Origin of the sequence: Corynebacterium lowii, assembly GCF_001412085.1 — a bacterium.
GTDB lineage: Bacteria > Actinomycetota > Actinomycetes > Mycobacteriales > Mycobacteriaceae > Corynebacterium > Corynebacterium lowii.
In genome coordinates this window covers 26,211-41,648 of sequence record NZ_LKEV01000003.1, presented here as the reverse complement: position 1 = coordinate 41,648, position 15,438 = coordinate 26,211, and the positions used below count along the sequence as shown (strand labels likewise).

The window sequence follows — 15,438 nt, the reverse complement described above, 5'->3', positions numbered from 1 at the left end:
TGTGCCCCTTATGCGCACCGTTATACCGCTCCTACTGCTGCGGCTTGCGCAGCTCCCGCGACCAGGCCCGCGCAATATATAGGGAGGCCATGCCCGCGCCCAGGAAGAGGCTGAAGAGAGCCCATTGCCACTCTGCGGCTGCGCTGAAAAGCATGGGCGCCATGAAGATGGCCAGCGCTGCCATGAGACTTCCCCCGAAGAGCAGTATCGCTACCGATTTATCGTTCTTCTGCATACTTTCCTCCTGATCTCTCTTACTCTCTTGCACCGTCCACCACAGTATGTGCTATCACCGGCGCGGAGGCAACCGTTCATTTTGTGGTGTAGAGTTTCACGGGAGTAACAGAAACCGCGCAAGAAAGGGCCTCGCCGTGCCGCACCTCTCCCGCCGCCTCGGAGCCACGCTCGCCGCCATCGTCACCAGCGCGGGGCTCGGCCTCGCCGCCGCCCTGCCTGCCCAGGCGGCCCCCATTCTGCCGGTTCCGCCGCTGCCCGAGGGGCCGCTCTATCTCCCCTCCCAGCAACAGGTGCAGCAGGCCCGCGACTTTGCCGCCCAGCCCTGGCTGCCCAAGGATATGGCCTCCGCCATCCGCGCGGCGGCGGACTTTTATGAGGGCACCGGCAATACCGAGGGTGCGGTGGAACTGCCCGAGAATGCCCCTCACTTTGCCCAGTTCTACTGGCCCACCGTGGCGGGTAACTGCATTGAGGGGCAGCTCAACTCCGTGGGCACCGCCATCGGTGTACCCGGCCCCGCCCAGATTCCCGCCCCCGGTGCCGCCGAGGGCCAAACGGCCTTCCTCTTCACCGGCCTGGGCACCGCCGCCGCGGCCCCGGAGCAAAATGACATGTCCGTGCATTGGTTCAACCTGAACACTCTGGCGGCGGGGACCACCAAGCTGGGCAACCACGGAATCAACCCGCAGGGTCCCGCCACGCTCTCCGCCACCGCCGATACCGGCAAGGGCACCATCGTGGCCGTTATCACCGGCACCGTGCACACCCAGCAGGGTGCCTGCACCTACCTCCCCACGGCCGGGATCGTCAATAACGCCCGCTAGTTCTCATGGTTGATCTCCACCCGATCAAGCGGGAGACCTTTGATCTTGGGACCATGACCAATACCGATCCCAAGGGCTTTCTCCGCCCCGTGGATCGCTTTGACCTCGCACCCTGGGGGCTGTACATGGCGCGCGGTGCGAATCACCCGCGCTTTGGCTACCTGGAATCCTGGCTGCTGCCTGAATGGAATCTGCGCGCCAATATCTTCCACTTCCGCCCCGGTTATGAAAGCAGCCAGCGCCTTTATATTGACGTCGCCGCTATTTCGCACGAAGGGCAGCGCTGGTACACCAGAGACCTCTACGTGGATTTGGTGAGCCACAGCGATGGCCGCGCCCTTGACGTACTCGACCTCGATGAACTGGCCGCCGCCACCAGCGCGGGGCTCATTGACTCCGCCGAGGCCCAGGTGGCCCTGGAAACCACCGTGCAGGCGGTGGCCGGCTCTGCTCGACACGGCGAGGACCCCCAAGCATGGCTTGAGGCCCAGGGAGTAAAACTCACCTGGGCCTCAAACGTGGCTCTTATGCCTGCGGAGGAGTAATCGGCTCCTCCGTGACCACCACGCCATCCGCATCCGCGTAGACGTACTGGCCCGGCACAAAGTCCACACCACCGAAGTGAACGGTGACGTTCTTCTCCCCGGCACCATCCTTGCTGGACTTGCGAGGGTTAGTCCCCAGAGCCTTGCAGCCAAAGTCCAGCTCCGCGATCACAGCGGAATCGCGTACCGCGCCGTTGATAATTACTCCGGCCCAGTTATTTTTCAGACCCGCCCCGGCGATGAGATCGCCCACGAGGGCGGTGTGCACGGAGGCGTCGCCATCGACGACGAGCACCCCACCGTTGCCCTCTGAGTTCAGCGTCTGCTTTACCAGGCCGTTATCCTGAAAACACCGGATCGTGGTGATGGGACCGTGGAACTCCACGCGCCCACCGATGGTGCGGAACTGCGTATCACAGCTGCGCACGCTTTCACCGATGATGTCTACGAGGTCTGCGGTGGGGATAAACTGCGTCATCGTTTCTTACACCCTCCTTGGGTATTCGATGGTCGTGGAGCTCGTTCCTAGTGGAACTGGCCTTCCTCCGTGGAGCCCTTCAGGGCGGTGGTGGAGGAGTTCGGGTCCACGGTGGTGGCGATGGCGTCGAAGTAGCCCGCGCCCACCTCGCGCTGGTGCTTGACGGCGGTGAAGCCGCGCTCCTCGGCTGCCTTGAACTCGCGGTTCTGGAGGTCCACGAAGGAGGTCATGCCGTTGCGGGCATAGCCGTGAGCCAGGTCGAACATGGAGTAGTTCAGGGAGTGGAAGCCCGCCAGGGTGATGAACTGGAAGGCGAAGCCCATCGCACCCAGTTCCTTCTGGAACTTGGCGATCTCGTCCGCATCCAGGTGTGCCGACCAGTTGAAGGAAGGCGAGCAGTTGTAGGCCAGGAGCTGATCCGGGAACTCGGAGCGCACGCCCTCGGCGAAGCGCTTAGCCAGATCCAGGTCCGGGGTACCCGTCTCCATCCAGATCAGGTCCGCGTAGGGAGCGAAGCTCTTGGCGCGAGCGATGCAGGGCTCGATGCCGTTCTTCACGTAGTAGTAGCCCTCGGCGGAACGCTCACCGGTGAGGAACTGGTGGTCGCGCTCGTCCACGTCGGAGGTGAGCAGGGTGGCGGCCTCGGCGTCGGTACGCGCCACGATCACGGTGGGCGTGTTGGTAACGTCGGCAGCCAGACGCGCGGAGGACAGGGTGCGGATGTGCTGCTGGGTGGGGATAAGCACCTTGCCACCCAGGTGGCCACACTTCTTCTCGGAGGCGAGCTGATCCTCCCAGTGGGTACCGGCGGCACCAGCGGCGATCATGGCCTTCTGGAGCTCGTAGACGTTGAGGGCACCACCGAAGCCAGCCTCGGCGTCCGCCACGACGGGAACGAGCCAGTTATCCACGGAGTCATCGCCCTCAACGCGAGCGATCTCATCGGCGCGCAGCAGGGCGTTGTTGATGCGACGCACCACGTTGGGCACGGAGTTCGCCGGGTAGAGGGACTGATCCGGGTAGGTGTGGCCGGAGAGGTTGGCGTCACCTGCAACCTGCCAACCGGAGAGGTACACGGCCTTCAGACCAGCGCGCACCTGCTGCACGGCCTGGTTGCCGGTCAGGGCACCCAGGGCGTTGATGTAGTACCCGTTGCCCTTGTTCACCTCGTCCCAGAGGATCTCAGCGCCGCGGCGTGCGAGGGTGTTCTCCTCAACGACGGTGCCCTGGAGCTTGGCTACCTGCTCTGCCGTGTAGTCGCGCTGAACGGCGGACCACCTCGGGTTTTCATCCCAATCCTTCTGAATTTCCTCGGCTGTACGGGCTTGGCCGGTAGCGGTCATAATCGCACCAACTTCCTAACGTGGGTCTTGAAAAGTGGGATACTGCTGGGCTCCAACGAGATAGAACCCTCTCACACCACATCCGGTGGCGTGATTCACAGAATGGCAGTATCGAAGGCTCACGTCAATGAATCTGGCCAAGATTTTTTCCACCGGGGGTAGCGGAACGGACTCAAAAAACTCACGAGATGTTAGTTCTCCCCACTAAAATCACCCCCGCGCCACCCCGTGACCCACCACACGAAACCGCTTGTCATACACCCTACTATCCCCAATAAAACATTCGCCACTACCCCCGACACCGCCCCTCCACACTTCCGATTATGACGGGGGTAGCCGGAAGAAAATTTTTCCAAAGTACTTTGCACGGTGACTTCACACACATACGATGAGCCACCAAGCGGCGATCACGCCGCGCTTTCATTCGTTCGCCACATCATGAGGAGTTCCCAGATGCCCACGACCCCGGCTCTCAGCACAAAGGACGACCGCGTCCAGGTCGCCGGAATGGACGTAGCCCGTGTCCTCCACGACTTCGTCGTCGAGGAGGTTCTGCCCGAGATCGGCAATGACGCGGCAGAGTTCTGGCAGGGATTCGCAGCCATCGTGGCGGACCTGACCCCGCGAAACAAGGAACTGCTGGCCCGGCGCGAGGAGCTGCAAAGCCAGCTCGATGAATACTTCCGCGCCAACCCCGGCCGCCCCGATCCCGCGCAGCACGAGGAATACTTGCGCTCCATCGGCTACCTGGAGCCCACCCCGGACAAGGCCACCATCAGCACCGAGAACACCGATCCCGAGTTCTCCGAGATCGCTGGTCCGCAGCTCGTGGTGCCGGTGCTCAACGCCCGCTTTGCCCTCAACGCCACCAACGCACGCTGGGGTTCGCTGTACGACGCTCTCTACGGCACCGACGTCATCCCCGAGGACGATGGCGCACACCGCTCCGGCCCCTACAACCCCGTGCGCGGGGCCAAGGTGATCGCCTGGGGCCGCGCCTTCCTCGACGAGGTTGTGCCTCTCGACGGCGCGAGCCACGCCGAGGTGGAGAGCTACAGCGTGGTGCGCGGCAGCCTCTGTGCCCGCGTGGATGGCGAGTGCATCCCGTTGAAGAACCCCAAGGCCTACAAGGGCTTCGTGGGTGACTTCGGTGATCCCTCCTCCATCATCCTCTACAACAACGGTCTGCACATCGACATCCGCATTAACCCCACCTCCACCGTGGGCAAGACGGATCGCGCTGGCGTGGAGGACATCGTTCTCGAATCCGCCACCTCCACCATCATCGACTTCGAGGATTCCGTGGCCGCTGTGGATGCCGAGGATAAGACCCTGGGTTACCGCAACTGGTTCGGCCTGAACACCGGAAAGCTCAAGGAGGAGGTGACCAAGGGGGATAAGACCTTCACCCGCGAGCTGAACCCGGATCGCACCTACATCTCCCGCACCGGCTCGCAGACCGTGCTCAAGGGGCGTTCCACCCTACTGGTGCGCAACGTGGGCCACCTGATGACCAACCCCGCCATCCTCATCGACGGCGAGGAAATCTACGAGGGCATCATGGACGCCGTGATTACCGCGGCCTGCGCCCTGCCCGGTATCCGCGAGGATAACCCGCTGCGTAACTCCGTGACCGGCTCCATCTACATCGTGAAGCCCAAGCAGCACGGCCCGCAGGAAGTGGCCTTCACCGATGAACTCTTCGGCCGCGTGGAGCAGCTGCTGGGCTTGGAGCCCAACACGCTCAAGGTGGGCGTGATGGACGAGGAACGCCGCACCTCTGCAAACTTGGATGCCTGCATACAGGCCGTGGCGCACCGACTGGCCTTCATCAACACCGGCTTCCTCGACCGCACCGGCGATGAAATCCACACCTCGATGGAGGCCGGCGCGATGGTGCGCAAGCCCGATATGCAGACCGCTCCCTGGAAGCAGGCCTACGAGGATAACAACGTGGACGCAGGCCTAGAGCGCGGCCTTTCCGGCGTAGCGCAGATCGGCAAGGGCATGTGGGCCAAGACCGATCTGCTCGCGGAAATGGTGGAGCAGAAGATCGGCCAGCTGCGCGAGGGCGCTAATACCGCGTGGGTTCCCTCCCCCACCGCCGCTACCCTGCACGCCACGCACTATCACAAGGTGGACGTGCGCGAGGTGCAGCAGCAGCTCATTGAGGCGGGCCGCCGCGATTCCTTCCGCGATCTGCTCACCGTGCCGGTAACGGAGAACCCCACGTGGTCTGCCGAGGAGATCAAGGAAGAGGTGGACAACAACTGCCAGTCCATCCTCGGCTACGTGGTGCGTTGGGTGGAGCAGGGCGTTGGCTGCTCCAAGGTCCCGGATATTCACAACGTGGACCTCATGGAGGATCGCGCCACCCTACGCATCTCCTCCCAGTTGCTCGCCAACTGGTTGCGTCACGGCGTGATTAGCAAGGAGCAGGTCATTGAGTCGCTAGAACGCATGGCCGAGGTCGTCGATAAGCAAAACGAGGGCGATCCCGCCTACCTGCCGATGGCGCGCGACTTCGACTACTCCATCGCTTTCCAGGCGGCTAAGGATTTGATTCTCAAGGGAACCGAATCCCCCGCCGGTTATACCGAGCCGATCCTGCACGCTCGCCGCCGCGAGTTCAAGGCGCGCGAGGCCGCAAAGTAAGGCATAGATAAAGCCCGCCCCTGCCCTTTTCGAGGGATATAGGGGGCGGGCTTTTCTCTTTTTATGTGGCCTGCTTGACCCACTCGATGAAGTTGGAGGTGGAATCACCCTCTAGTTCCGCCATCGTGTGTCCCTGGCCCCAAATGGTGGCAAAATCCGTATCAATCCCCTTGGCCTTGAGCGCCAGAGCGAGATTATATTCCACGGTGGTGGCGGTATCGCCCTGCTTAATGCCGGTGCGGATACGCCAATTCGGGGCTACCGTGGAGGTGCCCTCACCCGCGTAATGCTCGCTAAGGAAGTACATGGGGTTGTACATATTCATGCGGGTTTCCACGTCGGTGCCCTGGGCATCGGTGGTCTTAAAGTCGCTCTCGTAGCCAGAGGCCGCATAATCGGAGTTCCAGCCGGAAGCCTTCGCGTATTTCTCCTCGTTCTGCTTTAGCACCGAGGCCGAGGACTCCGAGAAGTGCAATGGCTCATCGGCGCCAATCCCCATCACGGTGTTTTCCGTTTGGCTGCGGTCATACCCATCAAGGGCACCGACGCTCTTGGAGGCATTCTTCTGGCTCTTCACAAAGCCTTCGCGGTGTTCTTCGCGGAGTCGTACTCCACCCACTCGGAATCGGAGTTGAGGGAGTCGATGTATTCCTCCACCGTGTTATAGGTGGTGGAGTCCTCCTCGGAATCGCCGCCCATGCCGGCCGGCGGGGTGGCCCCCTCGGGGAGTTCCGGTAGAGAATCACCACCCTGCCCGGCGGCACCGGTCTGACCGATACCCGTGCCCATGCCCGCCATCGTCACGTTCGAGGGCGTGTAGGGGAATTGGGTGACCTTGAGGAAGTCGTTAAGGGAATCTTCCACCACCTGCACGATGGCGTCGTAATAAGAACCGGCTTGATAGATGCCGTTATCGCTTTCCTTTAGTTCCAATTCCTCGCCATTTTCGCCCTTGAGATTCATCTCATTGATGTACTGGGCAAATTGCGCGGCCAGGTCGTTAGAGTATTCCTTTGTCCAGGTACCCTCGGCGCGGGTATCGGTATCGGCAAACTGGCCCATATTCCACTCATAGGCGGAATTGGCCTCGTCCAGGCTGGTAATCGGGCACCAGGTCATGGCCCCGGCCACGGCGTCGGAAAGCTCTTTGCCAGAGGCGTCCATCATGGCTGCACCGATTGTGTTGAGGTAGGGCTCGTAGAGTTCCGAATCACCGGAGGCACCCACGATGGCGGATTGTGCTCCACCGCCGGAGTGACCGAACACGAATACCTGCTCCTTATCTCCCGCCAGCGCCTCATCGTTATAGCGCAGATAACGGATCGCGGCCTTGATGTCCGTGGCGCCCCAGGGGGCATTGCCGGTGTATTCCGCAGTATTGGAGTCTTTACCCCGGATACCGGGCCACACGTAAATCATGCCGGCGTTCATGTATTCCGCAATGGAATCATAGCTGTATTCCGTGGGCGGTTTTTGAGCCGCATAACCAGGTGTATTGACCGGCAGCACGATGGGCGCGGTGGAGGCCTTGTAGTCCCCCACCGAAGCATCCTTTTTCACCGAGGCGGTGTAGGTGCCGTCGCCATTATCCTTGGCGTCCAGGTACGCACCGGGAACGAAAATGCCCATTGTTTCATAATCGGTGGCTTCCGGCTGGGTCACGTATTCATTGCCCAATTGGTAGTACACGTCATTGTCAGAGTCGTACTTCCAGGCTGCATTATCAATAGCCAGCGAGGAGTAGTCGATGTTCTGCGAACTGCTTGCTGGAGCCGCTGTGCTCGCCGCGGAGGAGGATTCCTGCGAGGTGCCACAGGCCACGAGGGTGACGCTTCCCAGGCCAACGATGGCCAGGGTTCCTGCGATGGTGAGCAGGGATTTCTTCATGAAGGAGGCTGCCTTTCTGTTTAGGGAATCAGCCATACCTCTTCAATTAGTACACCCTTAGTGCGTACATAGACGGTTTTCCATATATCTGCTATACTTAGCAGCAATCGTTCAGCCCGCGCCGATTTTTCACGAATTATCGGCAGTGGGCTGGATCTCTTTGTAGGGTTCTAACCCTCCACCTCCGGGTCCTCCGCCCGCGCCTGCTCGAATACCTCCTTGGCCGCGCTGAGATTAATAATCCCGATGAGCACTCCCACCGCAATATCCGGCCAGGGGCTCCACCACAAGAAGGTCACCACCCCCGCGCCCACGATGAGAATGTTGGCGGCCACGTCGTTGCGGGCCGCCAACCAGGCCCCGCGCACGAGCGCGCTGCCGGACCCCCGCAGCCGCAACAGCAATACCGCGCACACGAGGTTGATAATCATGGCCGCTATCGCCGTGGCGGATAATCCCAGGGGCTCGGGTGGTTGCCCAGAGACCATCTTGGCCGCCGCCATACCAAAGGCCGCCAGCGCGGGAATCAGGATCAGCCCGGCCAGGGCGTAACTGGCCTTGCGTCTGCTGGCCAGCGACCACCCCAGGGCGGTGAGCACGAGGGCGTTGATGAGGAAGTCCTCAAGAAAATCGGCGGCGTCCGCATAGAGTGCGGCCGAGCCAAGGACGCTGGCCATCACCATCTCCGCCACGAAGCCCGCCAGGTTCAGGCCCGCCACCCAGGTGATGAGGCGTCGGGCGCGCCCATTCAAGGTAGAGGCAGAATCACTCACAGCAGCGCAGCCCTCAACCCCAGCCAGGAACGGCGTCGATAAGCTGGCGGGTGTATTCCTGGCTGGGGTTGAGGAAGATGTCCTCGGTGGCCCCGCGCTCCACGATCTTGCCGCCGCGCATGACCACCACATCATCGGCAGTGTGGCGCACCACGGCGAGGTCGTGTGTGATGAAGAGATAGGAAAGTTGTAGGTCCTCCTGCAACTGGTTGAGCAGGGTGAGCACCTGGTCTTGGACCACCACGTCCAGGGCGGATACGGCCTCGTCGAGCACGATCACCTCGGGCTTGAGCGCCAGGGCACGGGCGATGGCGATGCGCTGGCGTTGCCCACCGGAGAGTTCGTTGGGGTAGCGGCGCGCCACCGAACGCGGCATGGCCACCATGTCCAGCAACTCTCCCACGCGCTGAGCGCGCTCCTTGCGGCCAACGCCGTGAATCTTCATCGGCTCCTCGATGCAGCGCTGAATCGAATACATCGGATCCAGGGAGCCATAGGGGTTTTGGAATACCACCTGCATGCGACGGCGCATCTCAAACTTCTCGCGGCGGGAGAGTTCATCGAGGTTCTTGCCCTTGTAGCGCACGATCCCGGAGGTGGGTTGGAGCAGGCCCAGAATCATGTTGGCCACCGTGGACTTGCCGGAGCCCGACTCCCCCACCACCGCCGTGGTGGTGCCGGTGCGCACGTAGAAAGAGACGTCATCGACGGCACGGTTCTTACCGAAGTCCTTGGTGAGGTTTTCCACGCTGATGACCTTCTCCTCCCCTGGCCGCTTGCGCGGCTGCGCAGGGGTACCCACGGCGGGTGCGGCCGCCACCAGGCATTGGGTATAGGGGTGCTGGGGGTCGCGCAGAATCTCGCGGCTGGGGCCGGATTCCACCACGCGGCCGTTCTGCATCACCACCAGATGCTCGGCGCGCTGGGAGGCCAGCCCGAGGTCATGGGTAATAAAGAGCACGGCGGTGCCGAGTTCCTGGGTAAGCGCTTCTAGGTTATCCAGGATGAGCTTTTGCACCGTCACGTCCAGGGCGGAGGTGGGCTCATCGGCAATGAGGAGCTTGGGGCGAGCGGCCAGGCCCATCGCAATGAGGGCGCGCTGGCGCATACCACCGGAGTACTCGTGCGGGTATTGGCGGGCGCGGCGGGCGGCGTCATCCAGACCGGCTTCTTCCAGCAGGGCCACGACGTCCTCGTCGCCGGGGGCCTCGGCAATCTGATACCCCACGCGCCACACGGGGTTGAGGTTGCTCATGGGGTCCTGGGGCACCAGGCCGATCTCGCGGCCACGCAGCGCCTCCCATTGCTTTTCCGTGTAGGCGGTGACGTCCGCGCCGTCGAAAAGCACGCTGCCCTGGGTGATCTGGGCGGTCGGGGCCAGCAGCCCCATCGCGGACATGGCGGTGGTGGATTTGCCGGAGCCCGACTCCCCCACGATCGCCACCGATTGTCCGGGGTAGACCGTGAGGTTCGCGCCCTTGACCGCGTGGACGGGGCCCGCGGCGGCGTCGAAAGTAATGTGGAGGTCGCGGATTTCAAGCAGGGGTTTCGCGGTCATCGCTTCCTCGCCTTCGGGTCAAGGGCATCGCGTACGACGTCGCCCATCATGATGAAACTGAGCACGGTCAGCGCCAGGGCCGCCGAGGGATAGAAGAGCACCATCGGCTTGGTGCGCAGGCTGGTCTTGGCCGCGGCGATGTCCCCACCCCAGGAGACCACGGTGGAGGGTAGCCCGATACCCAGGAAGGATAGCGTGGCTTCCGCCACGATGAAGGTGCCCAGCGCCACGGTGGCGTAGACGATAATCGGCGCGGCGGAGTTCGGAATAATGTGGGTGAGCAGGGTTTTCCACCCCGGCTGGCCCATCGCCCGCGCGGCCGTGACGTACTCTTCATTCTTCACGCTCATCACCGTGCCTCGGGTGATGCGCGCGATGCTCGTCCAGCCGAAGAGCGCCAGGACGATCACCACCGTGAGAATCGTGCGGTGATCGCGGAACATTTGCATCACGACGATCGCAGCGAGCACCAGCGGCACGGCAAAGAATACGTCGGTGAGGCGGGAAAGCAGAGTATCGACGAAGCCGCCGAAGTACCCAGCCAGCGCGCCGATCGCGGTACCGATGAGGACCACGAAGGCGGTGGTGAGGATACCCACCGTTACCGAGGCGCGGGCGCCGTAGACGGTGCGGGCATAAATATCGCAGCCCTGGCGGTCAAAGCCAAAGATGTGCCCGGCCTCCGGTCCGTTCAGGGAGCGCGCGAGATCGCAGGCCCTGGGGTCGGCGGAACTGAAAAGCTGAGGGAAGGCCGCTAGCGCCACGGCCAGCAGGATCAGCACCGCACTGACCCAAAAGAGCGGGCGACGCCGCAGGTAGCCCCAGGCCACCGCCCACTGAGAGGCCGGTGCCGCCTGCTTTTCCGGCTGCGTGGTCTTGTCCGTGCGGGGTTCCACCTCCGCCACAAAGCGTTCTTGCTGAGGATAATTAGGCATAGCGAATCCTTGGGTCGAGCACGGCATAGATGATGTCCACCAGCAGGTTGGCCAGAATGTATACGATCACCAGCACGGTGGCGATGGAAACCACGGTGCTGGGCTCCCCCTTCAAGATGGCCTGGTAAATCGCACCACCCACACCATTGATGCCGAAGATTCCCTCGGTGACGATCGCCCCACCCATGAGCGCGCCGAGGTCGGCGCCCAGGAAGGTCACCACCGGAATCAGGGAGTTGCGCAGCACGTGGTGCGTCATCACCCGGCGCGAGGAAATCCCCTTGGCCCGTGCGGTGCGCACATAATCGGCCTGCAAGTTCTCGCTCACCGACTGGCGAGTGAGCCGCAGCACGTAGGCGAAGGAAAGGGAGCCCAGCACGATGGCGGGCAGAATCAGCGCGACGAGCGATTCATTACTACCCACCGTGGCGGGCAGCAGCTCCCACTTCACACCCACGAAGAATTGCAGCACGAAGCCCACCACGAAGGAGGGCACGGAGATCACCAGCAGGGAGATCACCAGCACCGTGGAATCGAAGAAGCCGCCCTTGCGCACGCCCGCGATCACGCCGAAGATGATGCCAAAGACGGCCTCGAAGATCAGCGCCATGACCGCGAGCACGATGGTGACCGGGAAGGCCCTGGCCATGACCTCGGAGACGGGTTGGCCGGAGAAGGTGGTGCCAAAGTCCAAGACAAAGATGCCCTTGAGGTAGAGCAGGTATTGCACCAGGAAGGGCTTATCCAGGTTGTATTCTTCCTCGATGGCGGCGCGGGCGGCGTCGGTCATTCCCCTATCGCCGCCAAGGGCGGCCACGGGATCGCCGGGCATGAGGAATACCAGGGCGTAGAGCAAGAAGGTGGCCCCGAAGAACACGGGGATCATTTGGAGCAGGCGACGGCCCACGTACTTCATCATTGTTCGATCCTCCGCACCTGATCGAGTTCCGCGAAGGAGGTCCACGCAAACACGACGTCCTCGACGTGCTCGCTGTAACCGCCCACCGTGTTGGAATACCACAGCGGAATCGTGGGGAGATCCCTCATCAATTCCTCCTGGGCGAGGTTGTAGTGCCTATTAGCCTCCTCCATCTCGGGCGAGGCCTTGCCCAGGGCCAGTTGCCTATCGAACTCCGGGTTGGAGTAATCGCCATCATTGGAGCTGCCGGTGGTGGAGAAGGTGGCCACCAAAAAGTCGCTGAGCAGTGGGGTATCGGCCTGCCAACCAGTGCGGAAGGAACCGGTGGTGGTGCGATTTTGAATATCATCGCGGAAGGATTTGAAGTCCGGGTAGGCCTTGCCCACGGCCTCAATCTCTAGCACGTTGCGTATCTGGTTGGTCACGGCGTCCACCCAGCCCTGGTGGCCGCCATCGGCGTTATACCCAATGCTGAACTCCCCGCTCCACGGAGAGATGGCATCGGCCTGGGCCCAGAGTTTCTTGGCTTCCTCGGGGTCGTAATCCAACACCTCGGAGCCGGGAAGATTATCCGAGTGCCCCGGAATGATAGGCGAGGTGAAGTCCGTGGCCGGGGTGCGAGTGCCATCGAAGATACGGTCGGTGATCTGCTCGCGGTTAATGGCGTGCGAGATCGCGCGGCGGCGCAGGTTTCCCTCCTCCCCGGAGAAGTGCTCTAAGCGAGCGGGAATCGCAAAACCTTGGAAGATAGCCACGGGCTGATTCACCGAGCGGCCTTCCAACTCCTCCTCATAGGTGGCAAAGGAGGTATCCGGCACGGCGTCGAGCACGTCGAGGTTACCGGCCAGGAGATCTGCGTAGGCGGAATCGAGGGTGGCGTAGAAGATGAACTTCACGCCCTCGTTCTTCACCTCGCGCGCCCCGGTGTATTCCTCATTGGGCACGAGGGTGATGTTGTCATAGTGCGTCCACTTCTTAGCCTTGTACGGCCCGTTGCCCACGGGGTTTTGGCCAAAGGCATCCATATCCTCGAAGGCCACATCCGGCAGGGGATAAAAGGCGTGGTAGCCCAGCCGCACAGGGAAGTCCTGTTCCACCTCCTTGAGGGCCACGGTGAAGGTCTTATCGTCGATCACCTCCAAACCAGAGAGTTCCGGCACCCCCTCCTCGTAGCCCTCAATGGCCGCGAAGGAATCCCCCATCGGCAGGGAGTTAGCCACCACGTAGTTCCAGGAGCGCACAAAGTTCTGGGCCTTGACCGGGGTGCCATCGGCAAAGTACGTGTCCTTGAGGCGGATGGTGTAGTGCTTGCCGTCCTCGGTCTCGATGGATTCGGCCACCTCGTTATAGGGTTCGCCCTGGGTGTCATAGGAGACCAGGCCTGAATAGAGCAGGTCGATGATCCTGCCGCCGCCGGTCTCGCTGGTCGTACCAGGCAATAGTGGATTCTGCGGTTCCGAGCCATTGGCCGTGATGTAATCCGTGGGGTCCTCGGGCGCGCAGGCCGCTACACCTCCCGCCGCTAGTCCCATCGCCGTTATGAGGGCGATGATTTTTCTTCGGACCATGCTGCCTCCTTCACGCTTTGTCAGACAGCATAGTCTGTGAAGGCTGCTACATAGATAATCTCCCTGCTAGTTACCTAACAACAAGGGGAAAACCACGTCTCTGGTTAAAGGCGCCAATTCCCTCGCTTGGGACCCCACGGGATAGAAGCGCGCCTGCTCGATCTCCGCGCGCACGGCGGGAGCCTCGTGCAGCACCCCGGCCCATTCAAAGGCTGCGCACTCCACCACGTGACCTGGCTCATTGGCCGCCGGTGCGCGCAGTTCACCTAGGGGTTTGAGGTCGCCTGCTTGCAGGTCGAGCCCCAGTTCCTCGCTGATCTCCCGGCGCTCGGTTTCCACCGGGGCCTCCCCCTCCTCTAACTTCCCACCGGGAAACATGAAGGCCTCGGTGCCGCGCTTGCGCACCGTGAGTGCTTCCCCGGCCTCGTTGTACATCACCACGGCGGCAATGCGGATCACCGCTGAGTTCTTATCCTTCTCCACGCCCATCAATCCTTTCATCTACTTCCAGCCCAGCAATCTTGGCAAAGTGCTCGCGCTCCTGGCGCGCCCACATCTCCCACCAGGGTTCATAGTAGGGATCGCGGGCCAAGGCGCGGGCGCGGCGCAGCGGTGCCGGGGCGTCGATAAGCACGGTGCGTACCGGCCCGCGACGTCGCGCCGCTTCCAGGGATTGCCTGGTCAGAGCCCCCGCACCCTCGATAATCAGCGGCTCGCCTGCGTCTAGGGGCACCCATTGCCCCACGCGGTCATTTTCCCAATCCCAGCGGTAATAGCCAGGGTTGTGGGGGTGAAGCACCTGCTCGGCCACGATTGTTGAGGCCGCAGCCAACCCCGCCCAACCGGGATAGAACTCGTCGAGGTGCACCACCCGATGCCCCAGGCGCTCGCCCAGGGCGGTGGCGTAGGTGGTCTTGCCGGAACCGGAGGGGCCGTCGATAAGCCAGGTGCGTATCATCCCAACCCCAAGAAACTCCAGGTCCCGGCCCCCCACGCGCTGCCAAGCGCAATGATGGGCACCAGCGCCCATAGGGCCAAGGCTGCGGCGTCGCGCCGCCCCACCGTGGAGGGACGCGCCCAGGTGCGGGGAATATCGGTGCGGCCAAAACCACGCGCCTCCATCGCCACCGCGAGTTTGGAGCCGCGCCGCAGCGAGGAAACCAACAGACCAAAGAGCAAGGTAAAAGCCCCGCGCAGCCGTCCCTTATCCGCCACTCCTCGCGCGCGACGGGCACGGCGCAGCGAGGCGGCGTCGTCGCGCACGAGGGTGAGCAACCGCACCGCCGCCACCGAGGCGATAACGAAGCGGGCGGGCAGGCGCCAGACCTGGGCTAGGCCATCGCCCAACTCCGTGGGGTCGATGCCCGCGGAGAGCACCAGCACCGGCAACACCCCGGCCAACACGCGCAGCACCACCGCCAGGGCGAGCATGAGGGAATTATCCGTGATGTGAATGGTGAGGAAGGAGAAGTATTCTCGCCCGCCGGGCCGCGCGTAGAGCAGCATGGAGATGCCCGTGAGCGGGGCGATGACGAGCAGCGGAGCGCTGCGGCGCAGGAGCGCGGGCAGGCTCAGGCCACACAGCGGGGCCAGCACGAGAGTGACCGCGATGGCTACCAGGGCGGAGAGCCAATCCAGGCTGAGCAGCAGCGGGGTGGTGGCCAGGGCGATGGCCGCCACGCGGGTCACGGGGTTCACGCCGTGGAGGAGGTTCAT

At 62.7% G+C, this 15,438-nt stretch carries 16 protein-coding genes; 3 read left to right on the top strand and 13 right to left on the bottom strand.

Annotated elements, in window-relative coordinates; genetic code table 11:
* Nucleotides 1–31: 31 nt before the first annotated feature.
* A complete protein-coding gene (locus Clow_RS05800; RefSeq protein ID WP_055177693.1) occupies nt 32–235 on the bottom strand; it encodes a hypothetical protein in 204 nt (67 codons plus the stop codon).
* Nucleotides 236–371: 136 nt separating this feature from the next.
* Here Clow_RS05800 and Clow_RS05795 point away from each other — a divergent pair, with 136 nt between their 5' ends.
* On the top strand, nt 372–1,061 hold the full coding sequence (locus Clow_RS05795; protein WP_055177692.1) for an Rv1157c family protein: 690 nt from the start codon (nt 372–374) through the stop codon (nt 1,059–1,061).
* 53 nt (nt 1,062–1,114) lie between these two features.
* The gene (locus Clow_RS05790; RefSeq protein ID WP_245625714.1) at nt 1,115–1,606 is read left to right on the top strand and encodes a ribonuclease FAU-1 family protein; all 492 of its coding nucleotides are present in this window, start codon (nt 1,115–1,117) and stop codon (nt 1,604–1,606) included.
* Here the strand turns inward: Clow_RS05790 and rraA are convergent.
* Both rraA and aceA read right to left on the bottom strand, forming a co-directional pair.
* Nucleotides 1,587–2,084, bottom strand: coding sequence for a ribonuclease E activity regulator RraA (rraA, locus tag Clow_RS05785; RefSeq protein WP_055177686.1), 498 nt, complete (start codon nt 2,082–2,084; stop codon nt 1,587–1,589). The genes Clow_RS05790 and rraA overlap by 20 nt on opposite strands.
* Nucleotides 2,085–2,131: 47 nt before the next feature.
* Nucleotides 2,132–3,427 carry an isocitrate lyase gene (aceA, locus tag Clow_RS05780; protein ID WP_055177684.1) on the bottom strand — a complete coding sequence of 432 codons (1,296 nt, stop codon included), beginning with the start codon at nt 3,425–3,427 and terminating at the stop codon, nt 2,132–2,134.
* Nucleotides 3,428–3,880: 453 nt separating this feature from the next.
* On the opposite strand from aceA, the gene glcB reads away from it, so the two are divergent.
* Nucleotides 3,881–6,082, top strand: coding sequence for a malate synthase G (gene glcB, locus Clow_RS05775; protein WP_055177681.1), 2,202 nt, complete (start codon nt 3,881–3,883; stop codon nt 6,080–6,082).
* Nucleotides 6,083–6,143: 61 nt separating this feature from the next.
* On the opposite strand, the gene Clow_RS11965 is transcribed toward glcB, so the two are convergent.
* The 10 genes from Clow_RS11965 to Clow_RS05730 form a co-directional block, all read right to left on the bottom strand.
* Nucleotides 6,144–6,659, bottom strand: a complete 516-nt coding sequence (locus Clow_RS11965; RefSeq protein ID WP_211256940.1) for a hypothetical protein — start codon at nt 6,657–6,659, stop codon at nt 6,144–6,146.
* Nucleotides 6,656–7,969 carry a subtype A tannase gene (locus tag Clow_RS05770; protein WP_211256939.1) on the bottom strand — a complete coding sequence of 438 codons (1,314 nt, stop codon included), beginning with the start codon at nt 7,967–7,969 and terminating at the stop codon, nt 6,656–6,658. The genes Clow_RS11965 and Clow_RS05770 overlap by 4 nt, the downstream gene beginning before the upstream one ends.
* Before the next feature lie 170 nt (nt 7,970–8,139).
* Nucleotides 8,140–8,742: a cation efflux transmembrane domain-containing protein gene (locus Clow_RS05765; protein WP_055177679.1), complete on the bottom strand. Its 603-nt coding sequence runs from the start codon at nt 8,740–8,742 to the stop codon at nt 8,140–8,142.
* Nucleotides 8,743–8,755: 13 nt separating this feature from the next.
* Nucleotides 8,756–10,300, bottom strand: a complete 1,545-nt coding sequence (locus tag Clow_RS05760; protein ID WP_055177676.1) for a dipeptide ABC transporter ATP-binding protein — start codon at nt 10,298–10,300, stop codon at nt 8,756–8,758.
* Nucleotides 10,297–11,235, bottom strand: coding sequence for an ABC transporter permease (locus Clow_RS05755; protein WP_156334690.1), 939 nt, complete (start codon nt 11,233–11,235; stop codon nt 10,297–10,299). The genes Clow_RS05760 and Clow_RS05755 overlap by 4 nt, the downstream gene beginning before the upstream one ends.
* Nucleotides 11,228–12,154 (bottom strand): ABC transporter permease, encoded by a 927-nt coding sequence (locus Clow_RS05750; protein WP_055177674.1) that lies wholly within the window; start codon nt 12,152–12,154, stop codon nt 11,228–11,230. Before Clow_RS05750 ends, Clow_RS05755 begins: the two co-directional genes overlap by 8 nt.
* Nucleotides 12,151–13,722 carry a peptide ABC transporter substrate-binding protein gene (locus Clow_RS05745; protein ID WP_055177672.1) on the bottom strand — a complete coding sequence of 524 codons (1,572 nt, stop codon included), beginning with the start codon at nt 13,720–13,722 and terminating at the stop codon, nt 12,151–12,153. Before Clow_RS05745 ends, Clow_RS05750 begins: the two co-directional genes overlap by 4 nt.
* 66 nt (nt 13,723–13,788) lie before the next feature.
* The gene (locus tag Clow_RS05740) at nt 13,789–14,205 is read right to left on the bottom strand and encodes an NUDIX hydrolase (RefSeq protein WP_281175660.1); all 417 of its coding nucleotides are present in this window, start codon (nt 14,203–14,205) and stop codon (nt 13,789–13,791) included.
* Complete coding sequence (locus Clow_RS05735) at nt 14,192–14,680, bottom strand: nucleoside/nucleotide kinase family protein (protein WP_055177669.1); 489 nt, start codon at nt 14,678–14,680, stop codon at nt 14,192–14,194. Before Clow_RS05735 ends, Clow_RS05740 begins: the two co-directional genes overlap by 14 nt.
* Entirely contained in the window at nt 14,677–15,438 is a 762-nt protein-coding gene (locus tag Clow_RS05730; protein ID WP_055177667.1) for an energy-coupling factor transporter transmembrane component T family protein, read from the bottom strand. Before Clow_RS05730 ends, Clow_RS05735 begins: the two co-directional genes overlap by 4 nt.

Excerpts from the sequence above, each read along its gene's own strand:
- Clow_RS05730 (WP_055177667.1), bottom strand. The coding sequence starts at position 15,438 with ATGAACCTCCTCCACGGCGTGAACCCCGTGACCCGCGTGGCGGCCATC.
- glcB (WP_055177681.1), top strand. The coding sequence starts at position 3,881 with ATGCCCACGACCCCGGCTCTCAGCACAAAGGACGACCGCGTCCAGGTC.
- Clow_RS05735 (WP_055177669.1), bottom strand. The coding sequence starts at position 14,680 with ATGATACGCACCTGGCTTATCGACGGCCCCTCCGGTTCCGGCAAGACC.
- Clow_RS05770 (WP_211256939.1), bottom strand. The coding sequence starts at position 7,969 with ATGAAGAAATCCCTGCTCACCATCGCAGGAACCCTGGCCATCGTTGGC.
- Clow_RS05790 (WP_245625714.1), top strand. The coding sequence starts at position 1,115 with ATGACCAATACCGATCCCAAGGGCTTTCTCCGCCCCGTGGATCGCTTT.
- rraA (WP_055177686.1), bottom strand. The coding sequence starts at position 2,084 with ATGACGCAGTTTATCCCCACCGCAGACCTCGTAGACATCATCGGTGAA.
- Clow_RS05755 (WP_156334690.1), bottom strand. The coding sequence starts at position 11,235 with ATGCCTAATTATCCTCAGCAAGAACGCTTTGTGGCGGAGGTGGAACCC.
- aceA (WP_055177684.1), bottom strand. The coding sequence starts at position 3,427 with ATGACCGCTACCGGCCAAGCCCGTACAGCCGAGGAAATTCAGAAGGAT.
- Clow_RS05745 (WP_055177672.1), bottom strand. The coding sequence starts at position 13,722 with ATGGTCCGAAGAAAAATCATCGCCCTCATAACGGCGATGGGACTAGCG.
- Clow_RS05760 (WP_055177676.1), bottom strand. The coding sequence starts at position 10,300 with ATGACCGCGAAACCCCTGCTTGAAATCCGCGACCTCCACATTACTTTC.
- Clow_RS05800 (WP_055177693.1), bottom strand. The coding sequence starts at position 235 with ATGCAGAAGAACGATAAATCGGTAGCGATACTGCTCTTCGGGGGAAGT.
- Clow_RS05750 (WP_055177674.1), bottom strand. The coding sequence starts at position 12,154 with ATGATGAAGTACGTGGGCCGTCGCCTGCTCCAAATGATCCCCGTGTTC.